The sequence below is a fragment of the Streptomyces sp. NPDC046881 genome (assembly GCF_040645015.1).
GTDB lineage: Bacteria > Actinomycetota > Actinomycetes > Streptomycetales > Streptomycetaceae > Streptomyces.
Genome location: NZ_JBEYXJ010000018.1, coordinates 82,297 through 104,611 on the forward strand (window position 1 = coordinate 82,297; position 22,315 = coordinate 104,611).

At 70.5% G+C, this 22,315-nt stretch carries 21 protein-coding genes; 7 read left to right on the top strand and 14 right to left on the bottom strand.

The annotated features are described in order from the left end of the window. Positions 1-119: 119 nt before the first annotated feature. The 6 genes from ABZ923_RS12105 to ABZ923_RS12130 form a co-directional block, all read right to left on the bottom strand. Positions 120-1,967: a GMC family oxidoreductase gene (locus tag ABZ923_RS12105; RefSeq protein ID WP_361470053.1), complete on the bottom strand. Its 1,848-nt coding sequence runs from the start codon at positions 1,965-1,967 to the stop codon at positions 120-122. Next, complete coding sequence (locus tag ABZ923_RS12110; protein WP_361470055.1) at positions 1,964-3,412, bottom strand: hypothetical protein; 1,449 nt, start codon at positions 3,410-3,412, stop codon at positions 1,964-1,966. Before ABZ923_RS12110 ends, ABZ923_RS12105 begins: the two co-directional genes overlap by 4 nt. After that, complete coding sequence (locus tag ABZ923_RS12115; RefSeq protein ID WP_361470056.1) at positions 3,409-4,128, bottom strand: FCD domain-containing protein; 720 nt, start codon at positions 4,126-4,128, stop codon at positions 3,409-3,411. Before ABZ923_RS12115 ends, ABZ923_RS12110 begins: the two co-directional genes overlap by 4 nt. A gap of 103 nt (positions 4,129-4,231) precedes the next feature. Continuing rightward, positions 4,232-5,944, bottom strand: coding sequence for a serine/threonine-protein kinase (locus tag ABZ923_RS12120; protein WP_361470058.1), 1,713 nt, complete (start codon positions 5,942-5,944; stop codon positions 4,232-4,234). Positions 5,945-6,092: 148 nt separating this feature from the next. After that, positions 6,093-6,248 carry a hypothetical protein gene (locus ABZ923_RS12125; protein ID WP_361470060.1) on the bottom strand — a complete coding sequence of 52 codons (156 nt, stop codon included), beginning with the start codon at positions 6,246-6,248 and terminating at the stop codon, positions 6,093-6,095. A gap of 278 nt (positions 6,249-6,526) precedes the next feature. After that, positions 6,527-6,649 carry a hypothetical protein gene (locus ABZ923_RS12130; RefSeq protein ID WP_361470062.1) on the bottom strand — a complete coding sequence of 41 codons (123 nt, stop codon included), beginning with the start codon at positions 6,647-6,649 and terminating at the stop codon, positions 6,527-6,529. A gap of 147 nt (positions 6,650-6,796) precedes the next feature. Here ABZ923_RS12130 and ABZ923_RS12135 point away from each other — a divergent pair, with 147 nt between their 5' ends. The 3 genes from ABZ923_RS12135 (at position 6,797) to ABZ923_RS12145 (ending at position 9,275) form a co-directional block, all read left to right on the top strand. Further along, positions 6,797-7,384 (top strand): GNAT family protein, encoded by a 588-nt coding sequence (locus ABZ923_RS12135; RefSeq protein WP_361470064.1) that lies wholly within the window; start codon positions 6,797-6,799, stop codon positions 7,382-7,384. Between the two features lie 184 nt (positions 7,385-7,568). Then, a complete protein-coding gene (locus ABZ923_RS12140) occupies positions 7,569-8,114 on the top strand; it encodes a hypothetical protein (RefSeq protein ID WP_361470066.1) in 546 nt (181 codons plus the stop codon). A gap of 294 nt (positions 8,115-8,408) precedes the next feature. Then, positions 8,409-9,275, top strand: a complete 867-nt coding sequence (locus ABZ923_RS12145; protein ID WP_361470068.1) for a hypothetical protein — start codon at positions 8,409-8,411, stop codon at positions 9,273-9,275. Between the two features lie 12 nt (positions 9,276-9,287). On the opposite strand, the gene ABZ923_RS12150 is transcribed toward ABZ923_RS12145, so the two are convergent. The 4 genes from ABZ923_RS12150 to ABZ923_RS12165 form a co-directional block, all read right to left on the bottom strand. After that, a complete protein-coding gene (locus ABZ923_RS12150) occupies positions 9,288-9,836 on the bottom strand; it encodes a hypothetical protein (protein ID WP_361470070.1) in 549 nt (182 codons plus the stop codon). 95 nt (positions 9,837-9,931) lie between these two features. Then, positions 9,932-10,732, bottom strand: a complete 801-nt coding sequence (locus ABZ923_RS12155) for an IclR family transcriptional regulator (RefSeq protein WP_361470071.1) — start codon at positions 10,730-10,732, stop codon at positions 9,932-9,934. 172 nt (positions 10,733-10,904) lie between these two features. Then, the gene (locus ABZ923_RS12160; RefSeq protein WP_361470073.1) at positions 10,905-11,630 is read right to left on the bottom strand and encodes an MIP/aquaporin family protein; all 726 of its coding nucleotides are present in this window, start codon (positions 11,628-11,630) and stop codon (positions 10,905-10,907) included. A 131-nt stretch (positions 11,631-11,761) separates the two neighbouring features. Continuing rightward, positions 11,762-12,796, bottom strand: a complete 1,035-nt coding sequence (locus tag ABZ923_RS12165; protein WP_361470075.1) for an NAD(P)-dependent alcohol dehydrogenase — start codon at positions 12,794-12,796, stop codon at positions 11,762-11,764. A gap of 261 nt (positions 12,797-13,057) precedes the next feature. On the opposite strand from ABZ923_RS12165, the gene ABZ923_RS12170 reads away from it, so the two are divergent. Continuing rightward, on the top strand, positions 13,058-13,390 hold the full coding sequence (locus ABZ923_RS12170) for a putative quinol monooxygenase (protein WP_361470076.1): 333 nt from the start codon (positions 13,058-13,060) through the stop codon (positions 13,388-13,390). Between the two features lie 779 nt (positions 13,391-14,169). On the opposite strand, the gene ABZ923_RS12175 is transcribed toward ABZ923_RS12170, so the two are convergent. Then, positions 14,170-14,808 (bottom strand): transglycosylase SLT domain-containing protein, encoded by a 639-nt coding sequence (locus ABZ923_RS12175; RefSeq protein ID WP_361470099.1) that lies wholly within the window; start codon positions 14,806-14,808, stop codon positions 14,170-14,172. Positions 14,809-15,369: 561 nt separating this feature from the next. Further along, positions 15,370-16,359 carry a YafY family protein gene (locus tag ABZ923_RS12180; protein ID WP_361470078.1) on the bottom strand — a complete coding sequence of 330 codons (990 nt, stop codon included), beginning with the start codon at positions 16,357-16,359 and terminating at the stop codon, positions 15,370-15,372. A 93-nt stretch (positions 16,360-16,452) separates the two neighbouring features. Here ABZ923_RS12180 and ABZ923_RS12185 point away from each other — a divergent pair, with 93 nt between their 5' ends. Then, positions 16,453-16,851, top strand: a complete 399-nt coding sequence (locus ABZ923_RS12185) for a VOC family protein (protein WP_361470080.1) — start codon at positions 16,453-16,455, stop codon at positions 16,849-16,851. Between the two features lie 1,096 nt (positions 16,852-17,947). On the opposite strand, the gene ABZ923_RS12190 is transcribed toward ABZ923_RS12185, so the two are convergent. Further along, positions 17,948-19,357 (bottom strand): hypothetical protein, encoded by a 1,410-nt coding sequence (locus ABZ923_RS12190; RefSeq protein WP_361470081.1) that lies wholly within the window; start codon positions 19,355-19,357, stop codon positions 17,948-17,950. Between the two features lie 235 nt (positions 19,358-19,592). On the opposite strand from ABZ923_RS12190, the gene ABZ923_RS12195 reads away from it, so the two are divergent. Then, the gene (locus tag ABZ923_RS12195) at positions 19,593-19,733 is read left to right on the top strand and encodes a hypothetical protein (RefSeq protein WP_361470083.1); all 141 of its coding nucleotides are present in this window, start codon (positions 19,593-19,595) and stop codon (positions 19,731-19,733) included. A 250-nt stretch (positions 19,734-19,983) separates the two neighbouring features. Here the strand turns inward: ABZ923_RS12195 and ABZ923_RS12200 are convergent, their stop codons facing one another. Next, entirely contained in the window at positions 19,984-20,706 is a 723-nt protein-coding gene (locus tag ABZ923_RS12200) for a TetR/AcrR family transcriptional regulator (RefSeq protein ID WP_361470085.1), read from the bottom strand. 132 nt (positions 20,707-20,838) lie between these two features. Here ABZ923_RS12200 and ABZ923_RS12205 point away from each other — a divergent pair, with 132 nt between their 5' ends. After that, a complete protein-coding gene (locus ABZ923_RS12205; RefSeq protein WP_361470087.1) occupies positions 20,839-22,062 on the top strand; it encodes a saccharopine dehydrogenase C-terminal domain-containing protein in 1,224 nt (407 codons plus the stop codon). Positions 22,063-22,315 lie beyond the last annotated feature (253 nt).

Below are 22,315 nucleotides of genomic sequence, written 5' to 3' on the forward strand. Positions count from 1 at the left end.
GTCCATCGACCCACTCCGCCGGAACACCCAGCCGAGGCCGCGTGGCCATGACCCCACCGTGAAGGACGCCCGGCAACAAGCCCGCTACGACACCGTCCGACGCCGATCGCAAAAGTAACCTACTGGGACGTAACGGCCTTTGCTTCATTCTCTGTGATCGCCATGGCCGCCGCCATGACGGTCAGCTGGGGGTTCACCTGCGGGCAGCTGGGCAGCACCGACGCGTCCGCGACCACCACGCCGTGCACGCCGCGGAGCCGGCCCTGCGGATCGACCGGGAAACGTTGCGGGCTCGCACCCGCGGCGGCCGTGCCGGTGGGGTGGTAGGCCGACAGGTGCAGTTGCCGCGCGCTCGTGCCGGCCAGCACGTCACGCAGTTCGGTGAGGCTGCGCACGCGGGGCGTGCGCGGAATGCCGGTGAGTACTTCCTCGGCGCCCGCGGCGAACAGCAGCTCGCCCATGGCGAGGACGGCCCGCAGGAGACGGCCGGCGTCGCGGCGGTCCAGGTCGTAGCGGATCACGGTGCGGTGGCGGCCCAGGACGCGGCCGGCCGGACTGTCGGCGATCATCGCCCCGAGCGTGGCGAGCCGGTCCGCGCCCTCCAGTTCGCGGCGCAGCTCGCCGCCCGCCCCGGGCAGGACGAACGAGCCCATGCCGGGCGGGGTGGCGGTGGCCTCGATGAGGATGCCGGCGCCGTGGTGTTCCTCCACGCCGACGCTCTGCAGCACGCCCTGCCAGGCCTTGACCGGTTCGGCGAAGCGTCCTGCGACGCTCGTGGCCGGGTGGACGCTGAGGTTGTGCCCGAGGCGGGGGTGTCCGCCCAGTCCGGAGCGGCGCAGGAGCTGCGGGGTCTGCAGGGCGCCCGCCGCGACGACGACGAGGGGGGCGAGGATGTCGAATGCGCCGCCCCGCTCCCGTCGTACGCGTACCCCCGCCGCACGGGCGCCTCCTGGGCGGTCCGGGTCGACGAGTACGCGCTCCACCCGCGCCTCGGTGACGATGCGGGCCCCGGCGGCGCATGCCTCGGGCAGCACGGAGAGCTGGACGCTCTGTTTGGCGCCGGTCGGGCAGCCGGCCACGCACTGGCAGGAGCCCTGGCAGCCGGGCGCGTTCCTACGCAGGGGCGCGGCCCGCCAGCCGAGCGCGTGGGCGCCGGCGAGAGCGACTCGTCCGTTGGCGCCGAGGACGTCGAGGGGCTGGGTGGCCACCCGCAGGATGCGTTCGGCCTCGTCCAGGTGACGGTCGAAGTCGTCGGCCGCCGTCCATCCGAAGTGCCTGCTCCACCGGGACAGGACGTGGTCCGGGGTGCGGTAGCAGGTGCCGGAGTTGACGAGGGTGGTGCCGCCGACGGCTCGGCCCACCGGCAGCAGCAGCGGCGGTGTGCCGACGGCGAAGGTGGCGCCGCCGTCCCGGTACAGCTCGGTGAACCGGTCCAGGGGCGTGCGCCGGCCGAAGGACTCGGTGGAGTGGTGGCTTCCCTCTTCGAGGACGACGACGTCGAGTCCTGCCCGGGCCAGGGTCCGCGCGGCCACGGCCCCGCCGGCTCCCGAGCCGACGACCACGGCATCGGCGGTGGAGCGGGCCGGCCAGGCGGACGCGGGCGTCAGGTCGAGCGGGGGGTCCCTGCGCGTGAGGACGCTCGTCGCAGGTCCCTCGTGGAGCATGCGCTCGGTTCCGGCCGACAGCAGGACGGGCACCTTGAGGAGGTCCAGCAGCGGCAGGAGCGCGGGGCGGGCGGCCAGTCCGTCCAGAACGGACTGCCGTTCGTGCGCGGTGAGCCCGGCCAGGGTGCGCCCGGTACGGGCCAGGGCGTAGGCGTCCACCGCGCGAGCGGCGGCCCGGATGCCCGCCCGGGCGGTCGCCGGCATCGCGGACAGGACCGTCTCGAGGCGGTCGGGAACCCGGCGGGGCCAGTCGGTCGTGCCGTCGTCGGCGATGAGGGCGGCGACGAGGCCGGTGAGACTCATCGTGTGCCCACCTCCGCGTGGGCCGTGCCGTCCAGTGTCCACTCGGCCTCGGTGCGCCAGCCGCCGAACCACCACCTCTCCAGCAGGACGTGCGCGTCGGCGCGCTCGCTGTTGCGGCAGGTCGCGTGCCGGCCGTCGGGGTCGGTGTAGTCGAGTGCGAGGGTGCGGTCGGCGGGCTGGGTGACCTCGATCCGGATGCGGCGCAGGGCGGTGCGGCCGGTGACCGTCCACGTGGGCAGGGCCGGGTCCGCCCGGAAGCGCCCAGCTCCGGCCCAGCCGGCGGCCCCGCGCTCGGGGCGGCGGGGCCAGTCGCGGCCGTGGTGGCGCAGCCGGAGGAAGACCATCGGGGGCAGCCTGCTCAGTCCCGGACGTGTGGAGACCGCGGCGACGACCTCCAGCACGTCCCCGTCGCCGAGGTCGGCGTGCAGCCAGGCCCAGCGGCGGGCGTTGCCGTGACCGTAGATGCGGGCCGACGCGCCCGGGGCCCCGGTGAGCGTCAGCGTCCTGCCGTCGTGCGTGAAGGTCCCGTCGTACCGGGACCGCGCTGCCGGAAGCATGTGGGCGGCGGGCAGGAGCGGGCGGTTCCAGGACCAGCGGGGGAAGGTGAACAGCGGCTCGCCGGCGGGGCGTTCCGCGATGTCCCAGTGCAGGGCGCCCTCGTCCGCCGATCCGGACAGGCGCCCGGGGCGGGAGGTGACCTCGCCGGCGCTGAAGCCCGGCTTGCCCGGCTCGGCGCCGGACCACGGCACGGGGCCGAAGCGGGCGTGCCGCACGGGGCCGTCCTCGGGGAACACCGCGGCCCAGCCGTGCGCGTACGGCTCCGACCCGTCGGCGGGCGCGGTCAGTTCATGGTGCAGCCAAAGCCCGCTGCCGGTGTCCGGGTCGGTGACGGTGGTGTACCAGACCTCCGTGCGGCCGGGCTCCCCGCGCCAGCGGGACGCGAGGAACGCGCCCGGGTTCCGGGACCGCGGGAAACGGAAACTCGCGAGGAACGGCAGGAGCTGCGTACGCAGCGGGAAGCGAAGAGTGCCGGTGCCGATCGGCGCGCCGTTCTCGTGGAGGGTGAACGGCAGCACGGTCATCGAGGCCACGGGCCTGCGCGGGGAGACGGACTTCCAGCCGTCGAGGGTGAGGCGGCGGCCGCCGGCGGTGAACGCGAGGCGGTACCGGATACGGCGTCGCGCGAGGGGGGATATCTCCAGCTCTCCCTCCGCGTCCGGATCGTCGGCCCAGCCGGTGATCCGTACACGGCCTGCGGCGCGCGCCTCCGTCGTGCCCCGCAGCCGCATGACACGGTCCGACGAGACCGTCAGGTCCAGGCGGACGCGGCGGTCGCGGTGTTCGCCGTCGAGCCGCAGCACGCCGAGCATCGTCTCGCTGAAGACGGTGCCGCGCGCGATCGAGCGCCTGCCCGGGTGGGTGCGCGAGGTCGTGGCCGCGCTCATGCGAGGCCCTCCAGCATGATCCGCTCGGTGACGGTCAGGTACCGCTCGGCCGCTCGCCGGGCGCCGGCCTCGTCACCGGACCGCACCGCGGCGACCACCGGCTCCAGGCGCTCCCGGGCCACCCCGGCATCGGTGAACGGTCCCTGGAGCGCGGCGCGCACGGGGAGGTAGGCGTTGAAGAGGGTGTTGGTGAGCAGGACGTAGACGCGGTTGCCGGTGGCGCGGGCCAGGGCCCGGTGGACCTCGATGTCCGCCAGCTGTACGGCGTCCGCGTCCGCCGCCTCCCCCACGGCCGCCAACAGGGCGGCCAGTTCGCGCCGTTGCCGTTCGCTCGCTCGGCCCGCCGCCCGTTCGGCGATCAACGCTCCGATGCTGCGCCGCACTTCGAACACCTCACCGATCCAGTCGGGGCTGTGCCGTACGAGCATCGGCAGCAGGTCGGCGCCGCCCAGGCGCAGGTAGTCGCGCACACGGGTGCCGACGCCGTGCCGGGTCTCCAGCAGGCCCGCCTGCATCAGACGCCCGAACGCGTGCTTCAGGGTCGTGCGCGTGACGCCGTAGCCGTCGGCCAGTGTGCGCTCGGGCGGCAGGTAACTGCCCGCCGGATGGCGCCCGGTGAGGATGTCCTCACGCAGCCGGCTCTCCAGGGTGTCTACGAGGGTTTCGCGGGGCAGGGACTCCACGCCGTCCTCCCAGTGGCTCAGTGGATGAGCCACTCAACCAGTGCGGGTCCGTCGAGTCAATGACCTCGGCGAGCCCGCCGCCGGACTTCCACCGTCTGCGGGGAGGGGGGTGAAGGGTGCGGTCGGGTAACCCCGTTCAGCTGCCGCTGGGCATGACCTTCAGCACCTTGCCCTTGGGATCCGCCTGCAGATAGCCGCCCTCGCCGTACTTGTCACTGAGGTACACGGACATCCCCGCGGGCGTGCCGAAGACCTTGTCCGGCGGGTTCAGCAGCAGGTAGCGGGAGGTGATGTGGTCGACCTTCAGCCTCTTCTCGCTCTCGCGCAACAGGGCGGGCACAGCGTCCCAGTCGAACCCGTCCAGGGTGACCGGTGTCCTGTTGCCGGGCAACGTGGAGCTGATGATGCCCTTCTGCACGCCCTCCCCTGCACGGTACGTGTACGTGTCGTACTTGGTGGCGCTGCCCTTCACCATCAATTCGGCGTCGATGTAATCCGGGTACACAGTGAGGCTGCCGAATCGGTCCCGGCCGGTCTCCTTCTTGAACGCCTGGACGGCGGTGCGGATGCCGGCCGGACTCAGCAGGTCCCTCGTTCCTCCGGTCCCCGCGTCCCTCCCGGGTGACGCGGAGGAAGCCGAACCGCTCGGCGACGGTGTCCTGGCCTCCGGACCGGTGGAGGCCGGGGGCCCCGACGCCCCGGAGGCCTGGGTACGGCCATCGGGCCAGAGCGTCCATATGAGCGTGCCGGCGAGTACGGCCACCGCGACGGGCAGCCCTGCCAGCGCCCAGCGCCGCCGGTGGCCGCGGCGCACGGGCACGGTCGCGGACGAGAGACGGGCGTCCTCCGGCCTCGACGGCACCGTGTGCGCGGGTCGGGCGTCGTACGGTCCAGGAGGCACAGCGGGCGGCGGCCCGAAGCCGGGTGCCGCCGTGGTCACCGCGGCCGGAGCCGGTACGGCGGGCGGGGGTTGCAGGGGGTAGGAGGTGGGTGTGCGGGGCTCGTGGGCCGCGGCCTCCAGCATCCGGTCCAGTTCTTGGGCACCGGGGCGTGCCGCGGCGTCGCGGACGAGGACCCGGATCAGGACGTCGCCCAGCGCACCGGCCCGGACCGGTGGCGGAACCTGTTCGCTGAGGACGGCCGCGAGCGTGGCCAGCGTGGTGCCCCTGCGCAGCGGGTGACGGCCCTCCACAGCGGTGTAGAGCATCATCGCCAGCGACCACAGATCCGAGGCGGGTCCGCCTTCGTGCCCTGCGACGCGTTCCGGTGCCATGTAGTCGGGGGTGCCGATGACCGAACCGGTCGCGGTGAGCGTGGTCGCCTCACGGATCGCCGCGATACCGAAGTCGGTGAGCACCGGACGGCCGTCCGGGCGCAGCAGGACGTTGGCCGGTTTCACGTCGCGGTGCTGGATGCCCGCCTCGTGCGCCGCGTGCAGCGCGGCCAGTACCTCGCGGCCGAGCAGCGCCGCCTCCCGGGGCTCCATGGGCCCGCGGGCGAGACGGTCGGCCAGGGAGCCACCGGTGACCAGCTCCATGACGATCCAGGGATAGGTCCCCGGGCCGCCGTCCACGATGTGGTGGATCGTCACCACGTTGGGGTGGTCGACCCGGGCCAGGGCGCGCGCCTCCCGCAGGACCCGTTCCCGCAGCATCCGGGCGGCTTCCGGGTCGTACTCGGCGAGGTCCGGATCGGGCGGCCGGACCTCCTTGACGGCCACGCTCCGGTGCAGGACGAGGTCCTGGGCCGTCCAGACCATGCCCATACCACCACCGCCGAGCCGTTTCCGCAGCTCGAACCGCCCGTCGACAACCCGTCTGCCGCTGTTGCCGTCGCCCGCATCGCTCATGCGCGGGAGCATAGTTGCCGTCGGCGCCGACCGTGGTGACGGCCCCCGGCACGGCCGTCGGGGTGGTCAGAACTGTTCGACGAAGTACGGTTAGACAGTCCTCCAGCCGTTGCCCGAGGCACCGTTGAGCGGCCCTCCGGCATCGCGCTCAGGACCGCGTCCACCAGGGGACGTAGGCCCTCTGGTCGGCGATCACGTGCCGGGCCGTGTCGAAGAGCGACGTTTGGCTGGTCTGGGCGCGGCGGATCCGGGTGCGCACCATGGCGAGGTGGGCGGCGAGCTCGCGGCGGGTCAGTTCGCCCATGGGCCGCTGGCCCCAGGCGCGAAGACTGTGGCCGGCGCGGGTGGTGACGGAAGCGGGCAGGCGGGTGAGGGCATCGATGGCCGTCCACTGCCCAGGACCTCCACTGCGTTGAGGGCGTCACGCCGCTGTCATCGGCCGCGCGGACGGCGACGGACAGCTGCCGGCCGACCGGGGTCAGGATCTCCCGGCGATCTGGGGGTGATCAGGGCAGCAACGCGCCGTCCACGGCAGCCTGATGGGCCTCCTCCTCCACGCACTGCGCCGAGACTGGGCCATGCTCAGCTCGCCTGTCCGGAAGCAGCGGTGGAGCACTTGGTGTCCGGAGCGTCGGGATCGGGGCTGGCGGCGGCCTGAAGGTGGTGACGGGCCAGGGCGTCGGCGAGCAGAGCCGAGAACTCCACCAGCGCCTGGTCGGAGGCTGGCAGCGCGCCCCCGAGGCGTCCCCGCCGCCACGCTGCCGCGAACCGGCCGTCGTCGGCACCGGGACCGTCCCGGCGCCCCGGAGAACCCCAGGGCGTCCACCCTGCTCTGTGTTGTTCAATGACCGAATGGCACCGGACACCACCGCACCCACCCTCACTCCGCCCATACGCGGCCGCGGCCTGCGGCTTCGTCGTTGGGATCCCACCGACGAGGCCGATGTCGAGTCCTTTCTGCGCGGCTGCTCGGACCCGGAGTTCCAGCGCTGGAACACTCCCCTGTGGCCCATCACGGATCTGACGACCGCCCGCGCCACCCTGCACAGCAAGGCCGAGGCGGCTGAGGCCGGGACCGGGGCCTCCTTCTGCGTGGAGGACGCGGACAGCGGCACACCGCTGGGGCACGTCGGCGTGGCCCGGATCGACCGCACGATGCGGTCGGCGTGCGTCGGCTACTGGGTGCTGCCCGAGGCACGCGGCCAGGGCGTCGCCACCCGCGCCCTGGCACTGACCGCCCGCTGGGTGTTCACGGGTCTGCGCCTGCACCGTCTGGAACTCGACCACGCCGTCGGCCACGAGGCGTCGTGCAAGGTCGCCGAGCGGTGCGGTTTCCGCTACGAGGGCACGCTGCGCGGGGCCATGTGGGAGGAGGGCCGTCGGGACGCCTTCCGTGACTGCCATCTGCACGCCCGACTCGCGACGGACCCCGAGCTGTAGCGGGAACGGGCGGCGGCCTCCGCTCCGGCCACCACCCGTGGATCCCCACCCTGCCGGGCGGGCAGATCGGGCCGTCCGGTCCGGCCCTGGTCGCGCCCCCGGGCGAACCGCCGGAGCCGGGCGGCGACGCCGGTCCGCTCCTCGCGTTCTCTGTGATCTTCGACCTCATCGAGGAGGGGCTCGTATGGCGTTTGCAGAACATGTGGAACGAGTCGTCGGCGAGATCGTCGGTGAGTTCCCGGCGGACAGCGGGATCTACGCGGTGACGTTCCGCATCGACAGCGTCGACCAGGATCCGCGGTTTCCGTACGTGGCGATCGGCTACACGACCGAGGCCGACGCTACGGCGGCGGCGCAGCAGACGCCGGATGCCTGGGAGGCACGGTGGAGTTATGCGTTCTTCCCGGAGACGGGGCTCGAAGGGGTGAGGACCGTCGGACGTGACCCTGAGGGCGCGCGGTCGCACCGGCGGGAGGCCGAGTCCCGGGGGCTCTGGTACGAGGACGACGACGAGGCGGACGGCCGCGACGAACGGCTGGTCGAGTGGTTCTACGAGGTGTGCGTCGCGGCGGCCAGGCGCCTCCACGACAGCGGCCGGATCGTGGCGGTGCTGGGGCGGCCGGTGCCGGTGGTCCTCTACGACATGTTCGACCCGGACGCGATGTTCGAGCTGACGTCGAGCGCGAATCCGGCGGACCTGGTCGCCGACTTCATGGCGGAGGCGCCCTGACATCCGGTCACCGCCGGTCCGCACCGCTCGCGTGTGACAGCGGCGTACGGAACATGTCACAGAGCTCGTACCGTCGGCCACCGTCGCTTCCCCGGAGCTCCGCCGGGTGGGATGTTTACCCGCCGGAGCGGCCCGCGGCGGGCCGCGGACAGCCATCGGGGGGACACCTTGACGCACCTGCACCACGGAACCGGCAGCGGCGGTAGCGCCGGAGGGGCACGAAGAACCGTCAGGACGGGCGGAGCCGGCGCGACGCGGCATCGCCGGGCGGCGGTGACCGCCATCACGCTCGCCATGACCCTGCCCTTGACGCTCAACGCGGCAGGAGACGCGGGAGCGGCGGCGGACCACCCCATCGTCTTCGCCCGCTACACCGCGGGAGCTCCCGTCGAGGACCTCTACGCCATCTCGGCCGGCGGTGGCACGCCGGTCAAACTCACCCACACCTCCACCGTCAGCGACGTGATGCCCAGCTGGTCCCCGGACGGCAAGCGGGTGGCCTTCGTGCGCTACGGATCCGGCGGCGCCATCGACGGCGTCTGGACGATGAAGACCACGGGCGGCGACCTGAAGGCCGTCCCCGGCACCAAGGGCGCATCCGACCCGGCGTGGTCCCCGGACGGCAAGCGGATCGCCTATGCCAAGCCCGTCGGCACCCAGCGCGAGATCTACGTGGCCGACATCGACGGCACTCCCGCCACCCGGCTCACCCACACCGCGGCGGACGACCTCCATCCGACGTGGTCCCCGGACGGCAAGTACCTCGCGTTCAACCGGGCGGACGCCGGCGGACACAGCAGGGTGATGCGGATTCGGCTGTCCACCCTGGCGCAGACGGCGGTCACCGGTTCCGGCTCCCACGACTGGACGCCGGACTGGTCGCGCGGCAACCGCATCGTCTTCAGCCGGGTCGACTCCTCGGGCTTCGCACATCTCTACCTCGTCCGCCCCGACGGCACCGGAGTGCACCGCATCACCTCGGCCCGCTTCAACGACAAGTACCCCTCGTGGTCCCCGGACGGCAGCCGTCTGGTCTTCACCCGAGGTGGGGGCGACGACGCGGACCCCGAACACCTGTACCTGGTCCGCGCGGACGGCACCGGAACGACCAAGCTCACCAAGACCGACTCCCACGACATGGAGGCGGACTGGCGCCCCTGACGTACTCCTCGGTCATTCCATGGCAGGCGCCTGCGGGTCCGGTTCGCGGCGGCCGGCCGGGCCCCGGCGGCTCAGGCATCGTTCGCCCAGAGCCCTGAAGTGCCGTCGCAAGGCCAGAAACGGTGCCAGGCTCAGAGCCGGACCGATGGCCGCGGAGGCGTACCAGGCGCCTGCGGAGGCGCGTACGAGGTCGTGCGACCGCCACCTCAGGTCCCGCGCGCCGTCCGGGACGGCAGTGATCAGGTAAACGTTGGCCAGCTCCTCCAGCAGACCGCGTACGAGATCGGGTGGTCGGCGGACCAGCGCGGCCGCTGCCTCCGTGCAGATGTCGGCGACGGGCGCGAGTGCGAGCAGCCGCAGCAGCCGGGCCTGCGCCCTGGGCAGCCGGGCGTACGAGATGTCGAGGACCGAGCGGACGCCGAGGGCTCGGGTCGAGTCGCTCGCGACGCTGATCTCCTCCACCAGCGAGGAGAGCGCACGATGGCGTTGCTTCCGGAGGACGCCGGCCACCATGCGCAGGGACAACGGCAGGCAACCGCACAGGGCTGCGAGCCTTCTCACGGCGTCGGGCTCCCGGGCCGGCCGGTCGTCATGGGCGTCGCTCAGCCGGTCTTCTGAGGGTGAACCCACCCGCGGACGCGAGGTCGATGCCTGTCCTAGGGCGACGCGGTGGCGGCGAGCAGGCGTGAGACGCGGGCGGCGCCCACGCGTACGGCGTCTTCCAGCCGGGACTGCCGTTGTTCGAACAGCTCAACGGGGACGGAGGTGGCTACGGCTCCCGCGACCCTCCCGTCCGCGTCGAGAACGGGGGCGGCGAGACAGGACAGACCGCCCTGGAACTCCCCCACCTCGACCGCCACGCCGGAGGCATGGACCCGCTCCAGATGCTCCTCCAGGACATCGGGCGCGGTGATGGTGCGGTCGGTGAGCCGGGTCAGCCCCTGTTGCCGCAGGTAGTCATGGCGCCGCGCGGCGGTCAGCGACGACAGCATGACCTTGCCGAAGGCCGTGGCGTGCGGGGCCTGGTGGAAGCCGACGTCGAGCGGCTGTGCCCGGGGCGCCGAGGGCGAGTCCACGACCTCGGCGACGACGATCTCCTCGTCCCGGAAGACGGTGTAGTACGCGGCGGCGGCGCACTCGTCGTGGACCTGGTGGAGCACGCCCAGCAGGCCGGGGGTCACCTCCAGTTGCTGGCACAAGCGGCGGTGCAGCCCGGTGAGCTTGTAGCCCAGGCCGTACCCGCGGGACTGGTTCAGCCTCACCAGGTAGCCGTCGTGCACGAGGGTGTTCAGCAGGCGGTACGTCGTCGGGAGCGTGAGGCCTGCGCGCCGGGCGACGGCCTTCGCGGTGATGCCGTCACCGCCGGCCGCGACCGCCTCGAGCACCCTCAGCGCCCGCCGGACCGATCCGAGCAGGTCTCCGGCACCGGCGGCGTGCATCTCGTTGCCGTGCATCATGCGTCTCCTGTGCGGCTCGGGGAAGCGAGCCGTATCGCCGTACCGCCACCCGGGCGGCCGGCTCCGGGCGGAAGATGCCTCGGAGCCGGCCGTACGGAGGCGGCGCCGGCGCTCTGCCGGGCCGGACAGGTCTGCCGCCCCGGGCGGCCGGAGCCTGTCTGTCGTGCGACGGTCATGCAGCGATGGTACGCAACCGGTTCATAGCCACGTAGACCTGACCGGCCAGCAGGCCCCCCAGTACCTGCGCCCCGAGGTACACGGGCAGCTGGGACCAGTCCACCGGTCCCCCGGCCGGGCCGGACACCAGCATGGGCCCGATGGTGCGTGCCGGGTTGAGCGCCGCCCCCGTGACCGGGCCCACGGCGACGGCGATGGCGAAGACCGCGAAGCCGATGGGCAGGCCGGCGAAGCCGCCCGGGGCCCGCTGGTCGACGACCCCGAACACGACGAAGACCAGGATGAAGGTGCCCAGCGCCTCCGCGAGGAACGCCTGGGAGGCGGAGGTGGGACGGGCGTAGGCGGCGACACCGAGGCCCAGGTGCACCGCCCGGGTGCCGAGCACGGCGACGATGGCGCCCGCGCCGGCCACCGCTCCCGCGCACTGGGACAGGACGTAGCCCGCCACCTCGCGCCGGGGGATCCTGCCCGTCGCGGCGAGGGCGAGGGTGACGGCGGGATTGATGTGGCAGCCCGATACATGGCCTATCGCGAACACGGCGGCGACCACGACCATGGCGAACGCGAATGCGATCACGCCGAGGTCGGCCATCGTGAAGCTGGTTTTCCCGGTCTTCTGCAGCATGAGGGTGACCGGAATGGAGCCGACCCCGAGGAAGACCAGAAAAGCAGTGCCGAGGAATTCTGCGAGCAGCCGTTGGATATAAGTGTTTTCTTTCATGGATTTCGCCGGAGGCAGCTGCCCCGACCCCAACCCCTCTGTTGTGTGTGCGTCCGGTTGTTCAGCGGGCCCGCTCCGGGACTCTGTTCACGACCTGCGCGGCGGGCGCCGCATGGGGTGCGGAAGGGGTGTCACCGAGCGCCGGGCACGAGGATCCCGCGGCCCTGCAGACGTCCCCCGTCGAGGTCGGCCACGGCGTCGTTCACGGCGTCGAGCGCATACGTCGTGGTGTGCAGCCGCACCTTGCCCTGGGCGGCGAGCGTCATGAGTTCGTCCAGGTCGTTGTAGCTGCCGACGAGGTTGCCGATGACGTTGATCTCGTTCGAGATGATGTCGATGGTCGGCACGTGGACGTGTCCGCCGTATCCGACGACGAAATAGGAACCGGCTCTGCGGAGCATGGCGACCCCCTGGTCCTCGGTGCCTCGCTCGCCCACGAAGTCGATGACGACATGGGCCCCTCGGCCTGCGGTGATCTCCTGTACCGCGGCCACCGGGTCGCTGTCGGCGCGCACGGTGTGGTGCGCACCCAGGCTCTTGGCGAGTTCCAGGGCCGCTTCGGAGGTGTCCACGACGACGATCTCGGCCGCGGTGAGGGCCACCAGGGCCTGGATGCCGATGTGCCCGAGGCCGCCGGCGCCGATGGCGACGACGAAGGCACCGGGGTACAGCAGCGGCACCGCCTTCCGTACGGCGTGGTACGCGGTGAGACCGGCGTCGGCCAGGGCGGCCACGTCGGCGGGCTGGAGGCCGGGGTCGAGCTTCACGCAGGAACGCGCGTTGGTGCGCATGAACTCGGCCATGCCGCCGTCGCAGTCGATGCCCGGGAAGGCGCTGTTCGCACAGTGCACGTCATCCCCGGAGCGGCATGGGCGGCACAGGCCGCAGGTCATCAGCGGATGGAGGATCACGGGGTCGCCGACTGCCAGGTGGGAGACACCGGGGCCGACCTCCCGCACCCATCCGGCGTTCTCGTGGCCCAACGTATAGGGCAGGGACACCTGGGACTTCTCCCGCCACTGGCCCTCGATGACGTGCAGGTCGGTTCTGCACAGACCGGCCCCGCCGATTTCCACGATCACATCCTGCGGAGAAGTGATCCGGGGCTCCGGCACGTCTTCGACAATGGGCCGCCCATGATATTCGTGCACACGTACTGCCTTCATTTCGCACACTCCTTGTGTCTGAATCCCGTAAGCGGTGCGAAGAGATGGTCATTCTTTTTCGGCCACACGGTCAACGGGGTGGCATCTCGCAGATTTCCACCCACCGAGAAAACAGACAGATCACCACAGAGCGCATCGATCGGTGATTCATCGGGCGCGTGGGGGCCTGCGGGGCTCGTCCGGCGCCGTACGCTCGTGTCGCGACGGGGCCCGGCACGAGAAGGGGCCCGCAGAGCACGCACGCATCGAAGAGAGAGCACGATGATCTTCATCACCGCCAAGTTCCGAGTCCTTCCCGACGATGCCGACCGGTGGCCGCAGATCGCCGCCGACTTCACCGAGGCCACGCGCGGCGAGCCCGGCTGCCTGTGGTTCGAATGGTCGCGAAGCCTGGCGGACCCGACGGAGTACGTCCTGATCGAAGCCTTCCGCGATGACGAGGCGGGCGCCGCTCACGTGCAGTCCGCGCACTTCAAGGCCGCGCAGCAGACGCTGCCGCGCCACCTGGCGGAGACCCCTCGCATCGTGAACACGACGGTTCCGCAGGACGACTGGTCCCTCCTCGGTGAGATGGCCGTCGCCGAGCAGGACTAGGTCAAGTCCTCCAGCCGGCCCCGGCTGAGGATCGGCTACGGGGAAGGCGGCCCGCGAGCCCGACCACATCCCGGCTTTCACCGGGTGGATCCTCCACGGGCGTGTGCACCCACGTGCAGGCCCGGGCGGCACGGTGTGGTGGACGGCCGGCGCATACGCGCAACCGGCGACTCAGAGCCTGCCGTTCCGGTGCCTGCTGCAGAGCGTCCCGCAGGCGCCGGTCGGCGGCACCGACCCGCACTGCGGCCGCCCGGCGAGCCTGCTCGGTGACCCGGCACGTGCGGTGGCCTCCGCCCCTAGCTGGGCAGGGGCGGCTGGTCCGCACCCCATCCGGAGGCAGAGCTGGCGATCCTGATGCCCAGCCAGACCTGGCTCGCCCGCATCAGGGTCGCCGCCCGCACGCCGCTGAAGGTCGAGGGTGCGCGCCGGCCTCATCCGGGATGTCGTCCTGGGGAATGGCTTCGTGGGGGCGCCCTATCGGCTTCGGCTCAAAAATGCACGAATCGACGGCCACCTGGATCTTCGCTCCACCAAGCTGTCGTGCACGCTGGAACTCCCACACTGTGAACTCGAGCAGATCGACCTCAGGCAGGCCGAGGCACCGGCCGTGCACCTGACCACCTGTCACCTGACTGGCCCGTACGCGACACAAGTGCGACATGCCCGCATGCGTACGTGCTGACGCCCACGGATGTCTGGTCCGTGGGCGTCAGGGCGTGGCGCGGGGAGCCGGCCGGTCGTGCATTGGCGCAGCCCGGCGTGGCGGTCCAGGAAGTGGCTCAGTACGCGGAGTTGACGTTGTCGATGGAGCCGTAGCGGTCCGCGGCGTAGTTGGCGGCCGCGGTGATGTTCGCGACCGGGTCGGTGAGGCTGTTGGCGGTCCCGTCGACGTGGTAGGCCTTGAAGGTGGGTTCGATCACCTGCAGCAGGCCCTTGGACGGAGTGCCCTGCTGCGCGTTGACGTCCCAGTTGTTCTGGGCGTTGGGGTTGCCGCCGGACTCACGCATGATGTTGCGGTGCAGGCCCTCGTAGCTGCCGGGGATGCCCTTCGCCTTCATGATGGCCAGGGACTTCTTGATCCAGCCATCGAGGTTGTTCGCGGCACCGGCGGCGGAGTCGGTGCGGCTGTCCCGCGAGGGAGCGGCGACGCCGTGGGCGGCCTGCGGTGCCTCGGCGGCATGCGCGGAGGCCGGCATCAGGGTGAGGGCAGCGGCCGCGGCGCCGGTCGTGGCGATGCCGGTCAGCGCGAGGGAGCGGAGGCGGGCAAGGCGGCGGGTGGCGGTGATCGCGGTCATGAAAAAGGGACTCTCCTGTAGGACGTCTTTCGAGGCGCCGGCCGGAAGTACCCGGTCGCGGCCTGCAGGGCGTCGGCGTGAGGCCCTGTGCTGCACGGCGCAGCGGGCGCGTCCGGCGATCAACGCCCGGTCGGCCCCGCGGCTTGCGGCAACGAGAAACATGTTTAGGGGCCCGCCGAGGCCAAGGCAAGAATGTGACGTACTATCCAGCGTCGGAGAAATGAGACAAAGCGGGCATTTAGCGGCTTTCATGCCTGCTTGCCGGAGCGCGCCACTACGATCCCCCTTAGGACGTGACATGGGCCCTATGGGCCGCGTCACCCGTTGCCCGGGTAAATCCGCCCCCGATCCGGCCCCTCGCCCCCCCGAGCGAGCCGGACTCCCCACCCCGTCTGGATCACCGCGCGGACCAGACGAAGACGCCGTGATGCGCAGTGCTGCCAGGTAGACGGTGGCGGTCTTGCCACACCGGGTGGCGAGGCGGCGCCACCCGCCAGCCCGGCCGGCCCGTGCCGATGTACATGCGTGCGAATAATGATCCGATTCTGTCCGGTTTCGACTCTCGGCTCTGACAGGAGGACCGGGACCCGGCGGTCGCAGCGAGGGGCCGTAGGCCGGCATGCCGGTGCGCCAGGTGTCACACCCGACCCCGTTGTGCCGTCTCACGACATTGGTTCCTCGCTGTCAGGCTCGGCGGGCGCAGGACGTGAGGCGATCGGCGAGCGCGATGACGAGGTCGCGGAGTTCATCGGGGCGCTCGATGACAAACGGCCGGTCGAGCGATGCCAGTACCGGAGGCAACCAGTCGAGCCGCTCCGCCCTCAGCTCGACGCGCAGCCAGCGCTCGGCCGCCCGATCCCCGCCGCCCGCGGCGTCGTGTTCCTCCAGGCTCGCAACGCCGGCCGGAAGATATTCACGGATCTGCTCAATCGTCCCGTGGATCCGCAAGGTCACCTCATGCCGGTACTCGGCCGTGGCGAACCCTGCCAACACCCGCTGTGCCGGACCGGGACCCACGGGCGCTTCGAACGAGCCGGGCAGGGTCCGCGCGTCCGCGATGCGATCGAGCCGGAAGGTTCGGTCCTCGCCGATCTGGGCGTCCTTGCCCGTGACGTACCAGCGGCCGGCATGGGCGACGATCCCGTGAGCGTGCAGCGTGCGTTCGCTGCGCCGTCCGTCACGGTCGGTGTAACGGATCGAAACCGGTCGGTGGTGGCGCACCGCATCGGCGATCGTGAGCAGGAGCCCAGCGTCAGGGGTGTCGAACTCGCCAGGCTGGTCCGTGAAGGCGAGAGCTTCCAGGAGTGTGTCGAGCCGGCGGGCGATGTGCCGGGGCAGCACCCGCCGGATCTTCGCCGATGCCGTCTCGCTTGCCGTGTGCTCCCTCGTTGTCAACCCTGCCCGGCGGCCGGCGACCAGGCCGAGCAGCACGGCGAGTGCCTCGTCGTCGCTGAGCATGAGCGGAGGCAGGCGGTAGCCGGGGGCGAGCCGGTAGCCGCCGTAGCGGCCGCGCACCGATTCCACGGGCACGTCGAGATCGATCAGCTGGTCCACATAGCGGCGCACGGTGCGCCCTTCGACACCGAGCCGGTCGGCGAGTTCGGCCACCGTCCGGGTGCCACCCGACTGCAACAGCTCCAGGAGTGTCAGTACGCGGCCAGTGGGTCGAGACATGTCCGCAGCCTAATGCGAATACAGGACCGATTCTGTCCACTATCTCTCCTAGCCTGCGACGTGCACGCCTCCAGCACAGCCAAGGAGATTCCCATGGACTTCGTCTCGATCCGCATCATCACCAGCGACGTCGCACGCCTCGTGGACTTCTACGAGCGAGCCACAGGGGCGCCGGCGACGTGGGCCACCGAGGACTTCGCCGAACTCAAGACCGCGGGCGCCACCCTCGCGATCGCCGGCACCCGCACGGTCCCGCTGTTCGCCCCGGGCTCTGCCCGACCGGCGGACAACCACAGCGTGATCACCGAGTTCCTCGTCGACGACGTGGACCGCGTTCACCGGAACCTGACCGGCTTCGTCACCGACTTCGTCACCGAGCCCACCACGATGCCCTGGGGCAACCGGTCGCTGCTGTTCCGCGACCCCGACGGCAACCTCGTCAACTTCTTCACCCCCGTCTCCCCGGCCGCCATCGAGAAGTTCGCGCGCTGACGCCCCGCACAGCCGCTCACGCGGAAGCCCTGAGGCCCCACGGCTCCCCGTGAACGCGGCCACCGTGTCCTCTCCTTGGGGCTATGGGAGCTCGGGCGGCTGTCGTAACAGCTCTCGGGCCTTCTGTTCTCCTTCGCGCCAGCCGGCACTCCCTTGCCATCCGTATCGGCGGTGGCCCGTTGACGGGCTTCAGGTACCGCCCTTCGGCCCAGGACGTCCACGAGCACGCAGACCAAAGGGTGGCGAGCGTTCGCGTAGGCCATCTCTCTCAGACGGGCCGTATCGGTCGTCGTCACAGCGCAGGTGGAGGGGTGATCCCTCCCCCGCCCGGCGGCGGAATTCATCCACGGGTGAGGCAGCCCCAGTCACCGCGCTGCCCTGCCAAGTTGCGGGCGAACCCTGCGCGGACACCTTCGCCCTGGAGGCGCTCGGACGCATCTTCATCCGCACCCTGCGCGCCTGGGAGCGGTCCCGCCCAAGAACAGCGAAGGGCACCGCTGGAGCCATCATCGGCTTCACTAAGGGATCCTCACCGAGGACCAGGAGAACGTCGCCGACGTCCTGGAGCAGCTGCAGGCCGTCGGTGTGGGTCAGGCCCTCAATGCGCACTCCGCATCGCGCAAGGTCGCACCGCGCCAGGCGCGCGAAGCGCGGCGGCGGGCCCCTGCAGGCATCCCCTCGGGACGGTGCGCGCACCGATGCGGAGGCGGGCATCGTGGTGCGCATGAGAGTGGAGCCCACCGTCAAGCCGGCACCAGGGACGCTCACCTCCTCCTTCTCCCGTTGCAGGCAGACACCAAGGCCGTCCTACAGCGGGAGAGGGCCTGGGCAGGGAACCGGGACGTGTGCCAGCTAACGGGAAGCCCAGGGGCCCTTCGCGCGCCGGCGAAGGCGAGGTGTGCCGGGGTCCCGGAGTCGGCCACGCCGTTCGACGGTCCAGCTCAGCCCGTCGGCGACAGGACCAGTGCGGCGCTGGGAGCGTACGGCGGAGACGGCTTCCCACAAAGGGACGCGGAGAACTCTGCGGGCTCCTTGGACCCATTGCGAGCGGTGTGTGCGGCACGCCCCCGCCGCAGCGCCGTCCGCCTGCCGGTGGTCATCGTGAGCGTGGGCGCTGTTCCTCAGCCTCCTTCAGGAGTTGCGCGTACGGTGTCTGGACCATTGCGCCACGTACGAATGCCAGACCGTATCGGTCGGCAGCCTGCCTCTGCTCTTCAGGATTGTTGAGGTCAAAGTCCTTCCTGTCATCCGGACTCGCGACTTTCACATAAACGACCGGCCTGGGACGATACAACCACCAGACCGTCACACGCTGCCGACCTCGAGTCAAATTCAGCAGCTCACTGCTTTGGGATATGACGGACTGATATCTCAAGTATTCCTTGTCGACGGGCGGAGGCGCCGGAGGCTCGTCATCCTTTCCCTCCTTCTTGAGTTTGCCCCGCCATTCTCCGGACCTTTCATAACTGGCCTCTATTATCATTCTGTCCTGCCTGACCGCGTAAGCTTCGACCTGGGCCGCCACTGCTTCATAGTGACGGCTTCCTGGGTCAGTGATCTCAGCTACCACATCCTCCGAAATTTCCTCCTGCGGACTCAACTCCCGCCCCGGCGGCTTGACCAGCTCGCCAGGTTTGAGCAGTTGGTACTTGTCTTTCGGATCACTCGCGAGCTTGACATGGATCCAATAGATGCTGCCGAGGATGTTGACCGGAACCTGGCCGGAATTCTTGAGGCGTAGACGGATCGGCACGTACATCTTCTTGCCGTCCTCACTCAAACTCGGCTTTCCTATTTCAGCTGCGCCCTGCACCAGCGGACGCGACACAGAGGGAAGGTAGACCTGCGTATACGCCAAGTTGGTGATCACGAGGACGGTGGAGACGATCGCCCCAACGGCAATTCGTCCAGGGTAGCGGAGCACCTTCCACACCCGGCGGCGCCAGAGCATCCACAGAGCGAAGGAAGAGGAGATCAGGAGGACCGACCACAATACCAAACGCGGCTCGTACGTCGGCCTGTCCTTGTTGACGAAGTACATCGCGAACAGCACCAAACCGACCAACAGCTCGACCAACGCCCCGAGCATAAGGGCCGGACCGGAGTATATTACTCTCCGCTTACGCCAATAGTCGAAAACAGCCACGAAGGCGATCACTTCCACGACGGCCATGCACAGGAAAAGGACTCCCGTTACCCGACCAGCGAAGGTGAGAGCATCAAGGGAGTCCTTCACGCCTATCCAGGTGCATATGCACGCAGTCGCCAGGAAGCCAACCGCCATGAGGGTGCCGCTGATCCGCCGCCTCCAATTGCGAGCCGGCCAGACATCTTTGTCTCCACCGCGCCATTCGATGTCGACCTCGGATGGCACACCGGCACGATGCAGGACTTGGTGCAGTTCGTGGGGGCACCACACCTTTCCCTCGATCTTGCCGTCAATCACAACTTTCCGCAGGCCGATGTCGTCCGGTGGCTGCACGATCACAGCGGGCTTGGTCTCCATGACATCAGCCTGCCCCCGCACTTGGACGAATGCGCCTGGAGCACGTGCCCCGGGAGTGCCCAACCGCGCAATGACGGGGACGTAGCCGTCACCCGAATGGAGTAACCGGGTGCGCACCTGGAAACCGTTCGGGAGAAGCTCGTCACGACCGTGTCGCTCGTCCTTGTCGGAGGTCCTGATGCGTACACGACTTCTCGGATTCGTCACCGCCGTGATATTGGCCGCTCTTGGCACCATGACCCCTGTCGCACACGCTGCCGTGCCCACCATCGACGGGCAGACGTGTATGGACGGCGGCGGAACCGTGGAGTACGAGTCCACCAAAGGTTCCTGGATCTGCGTTGACGGCGACTACAACGGCAAACCGATCAACTGAATCGGCTCGCTTCCGGGCAGCGGGACTGGACGAGGAGTCGTGGAGGTTCGTCCACGACCGTCAGGTCAGTGCCTGGTTCGACCACCGCCACCACGCACACCCGCTCGCCCAGGTCCGGGTCTGGTTTCGGTATGGCCGCCACACGAGAACGGGCAGGCGGTAGACGAGGTTCTGGTGAGGCGCGCGGTCGACGAGGGTGGCGCCTCGGCCCGGAGAGGGGCGGACACGCGCCGCCCCGGGCGGCCCCCCGTTATCTCCCGCAGCCCGCGCCCGGGGCGGCGGCCAGCTGTGCGGCGGCGTTTTCCAGCAGGGTGTCCAGGACCACCGGATAGGCGCTGTGGGGCATGCGGGCGGCCAGGAGAGGGGCGGTCGCGGCGATGTTCGGGTAGGACTCGGCGGGCAGCCGGGCGTACGTGGAGGTCCACATCTCCTCGTCCCTCGTCCGGGCCTCCTCCGTCAGGACAAGTGCTCCGGCATCGAGGGCGGCGAAGGCCAGGCTCAGGTCGATGAAGGCGTGGTAGAGGCGGACGGCGGCGGCGTCCGAAAAGCCGGCCGTGCGCAGGATGCCGAGGATCGTCTCGTCGACCGCGATCTCCCGCGGCCGGCCGGTGACCCGGCTCGCGGTCAGCGCAGCGGCCTGCGGGTGGGCGAGGTACGAGGCATGGATGGCCAGCCCGAGAGACCGCAGGTCGGCCTGCCACCTACCGGTGGCGGACCAGTTGTCCCAAGCCCGTCCCATCAGCTCCTCACCGATGGCCCGAATCAAGTCGTCCATGCCCGAGAAGTACCGGTAGAGGGTGCTGGGGTCGGCGCCGAGGGCCCTGCCCAGGCGACGCGCGGTGAGGCCGGCGGTGCCGTGCTCGCGCAGCACCCGCAACGCGGTCTCCACGATCAGCTTCTCCGACAGCACGGTGCCCTGCCGGGTCGGCCGGCGCCTGCGTCGCGCCGACTCCGGCACCACCTGCTTGGCCATGCGGACCACGCCCTCTCCACCGCCGCGACGGCGACTCTTATGCCAACACTGTTGACCTTACATCGCGCCATCCCGTTGCATCAGGGCATCCCAGGGCTCGTGCCCTTGCACAGGAAAGGTGTCTGATCTGACATGCGTGTACTCCTGGTGGGCGCGGGCGGTGTCGGCACGGCCGTCACCCGGATCGCGGCCCGTCGCGGCTTTCTGACCCACATGACCGTGGCCGACTACGACCCGCACCGGGCCGAGGCGGCCGTCGCCGCGCTCGAGGAGCACGGCGACCGGTTCAGCGCCCGGCGCCTGGACGCCTCCGACGAGGAGGCAGTGCGCCGGCTGCTCACCGAGGAGCGCTGCGACGTTCTGCTCAACGCGACCGACCCCCGGTTCGTGATGCCCCTGTTCCGCGCGGCGCTCGCGGCGGGCGCGCACTACCTGGACATGGCGATGTCCCTGTCCGCCCCGCACGCAGAACGCCCGCACGAGGACTGCGGAGTCAAGCTCGGCGACGACCAGTTCGAGCTGGCCGATCGGTGGGCGGACGCCGGCCGTCTGGCCCTGGTCGGCATGGGCGTGGAACCCGGCCTGTCCGACGTCTTCGCCCGGTACGCCGCGGACGAACTCTTCGACAAGATCGAGGAGATCGGTGTGCGTGACGGAGCCGACCTGACCGTGGAGGGCTACGACTTCGCCCCCTCCTTCAGCATCTGGACCACCATCGAGGAGTGCCTCAATCCCCCGGTCGTCTACGAGAAGGACCGCGGCTGGTTCACCACCGCGCCGTTCAGCGAACCCGAGGTCTTCGACTTCCCCGAGGGCATCGGCCCGGTCGAGTGCGTGAACGTGGAACACGAGGAGGTGCTGCTGATCCCCCGCTGGGTGGACGCTCGCCGGGTGACCTTCAAGTACGGCCTGGGCAACGACTTCATCGCCAAGCTGAAGACCCTGCACGAGCTGGGCCTCGACTCCACTGCCAAGGTGTCCGTCCCGGGCGAGGACGGGCCCGTCAAGGTGTCCCCGCGCGACGTCGTCGCCGCCTGCCTGCCCGACCCCGCCGGGCTCGGCGAGCGGATGACGGGGAAGACCTGTGCGGGCACCTGGGTGAAGGGCACCAAGGACGGCGCTCCACGCGAGGTGTACCTCTACCACGTGGTCGACAACCAGTGGTCCATGCGCGAGTACGGTTCCCAGGCAGTGGTCTGGCAGACCGCCGTCAACCCCGTCGTCGCCCTCGAACTGCTCGCCACCGGCGTCTGGACGGGCGCAGGCGTCCTCGGTCCCGAGGCCTTCCCGCCCCGCCCCTTCCTGGACCTGCTCACCGAATACGGCTCTCCCTGGGGCCTGCGCGAGCAGGGCTGACACCACGCAGGCACCGGGCCCCGACGACCACACCCGGGCGGCAATCGGGGTGGCCGCGCGATGGGGCCAGCCCGATGGTGGGGTCCGGGGCAGCCAGTCGGGTGACCAGACGACGGGTACGGCCCGGATCCCGAGATGACGACAGGCTGAAGCCCGCCGGAAAGCAACGACGGAGGCGCCGCCGCGAACGGGACCTTCCCGCGCACCACGGCGACGATCTCGCCGTCCAGCAGCCGTCTCATTCAGCCCCTAC

Excerpts from the sequence above, each read along its gene's own strand:
- ABZ923_RS12105 (WP_361470053.1), bottom strand. The coding sequence starts at position 1,967 with ATGAGTCTCACCGGCCTCGTCGCCGCCCTCATCGCCGACGACGGCACG.
- ABZ923_RS12110 (WP_361470055.1), bottom strand. The coding sequence starts at position 3,412 with ATGAGCGCGGCCACGACCTCGCGCACCCACCCGGGCAGGCGCTCGATC.
- ABZ923_RS12120 (WP_361470058.1), bottom strand. The coding sequence starts at position 5,944 with ATGAGCGATGCGGGCGACGGCAACAGCGGCAGACGGGTTGTCGACGGG.
- ABZ923_RS12125 (WP_361470060.1), bottom strand. The coding sequence starts at position 6,248 with ATGGGCGAACTGACCCGCCGCGAGCTCGCCGCCCACCTCGCCATGGTG.
- ABZ923_RS12135 (WP_361470064.1), top strand. The coding sequence starts at position 6,797 with ATGGCACCGGACACCACCGCACCCACCCTCACTCCGCCCATACGCGGC.
- ABZ923_RS12140 (WP_361470066.1), top strand. The coding sequence starts at position 7,569 with ATGGCGTTTGCAGAACATGTGGAACGAGTCGTCGGCGAGATCGTCGGT.
- ABZ923_RS12145 (WP_361470068.1), top strand. The coding sequence starts at position 8,409 with ATGACCCTGCCCTTGACGCTCAACGCGGCAGGAGACGCGGGAGCGGCG.
- ABZ923_RS12155 (WP_361470071.1), bottom strand. The coding sequence starts at position 10,732 with ATGATGCACGGCAACGAGATGCACGCCGCCGGTGCCGGAGACCTGCTC.
- ABZ923_RS12160 (WP_361470073.1), bottom strand. The coding sequence starts at position 11,630 with ATGAAAGAAAACACTTATATCCAACGGCTGCTCGCAGAATTCCTCGGC.
- ABZ923_RS12165 (WP_361470075.1), bottom strand. The coding sequence starts at position 12,796 with ATGAAGGCAGTACGTGTGCACGAATATCATGGGCGGCCCATTGTCGAA.
- ABZ923_RS12170 (WP_361470076.1), top strand. The coding sequence starts at position 13,058 with ATGATCTTCATCACCGCCAAGTTCCGAGTCCTTCCCGACGATGCCGAC.
- ABZ923_RS12180 (WP_361470078.1), bottom strand. The coding sequence starts at position 16,359 with ATGTCTCGACCCACTGGCCGCGTACTGACACTCCTGGAGCTGTTGCAG.
- ABZ923_RS12185 (WP_361470080.1), top strand. The coding sequence starts at position 16,453 with ATGGACTTCGTCTCGATCCGCATCATCACCAGCGACGTCGCACGCCTC.
- ABZ923_RS12190 (WP_361470081.1), bottom strand. The coding sequence starts at position 19,357 with ATGGAGACCAAGCCCGCTGTGATCGTGCAGCCACCGGACGACATCGGC.
- ABZ923_RS12195 (WP_361470083.1), top strand. The coding sequence starts at position 19,593 with ATGACCCCTGTCGCACACGCTGCCGTGCCCACCATCGACGGGCAGACG.
- ABZ923_RS12200 (WP_361470085.1), bottom strand. The coding sequence starts at position 20,706 with ATGGCCAAGCAGGTGGTGCCGGAGTCGGCGCGACGCAGGCGCCGGCCG.
- ABZ923_RS12205 (WP_361470087.1), top strand. The coding sequence starts at position 20,839 with ATGCGTGTACTCCTGGTGGGCGCGGGCGGTGTCGGCACGGCCGTCACC.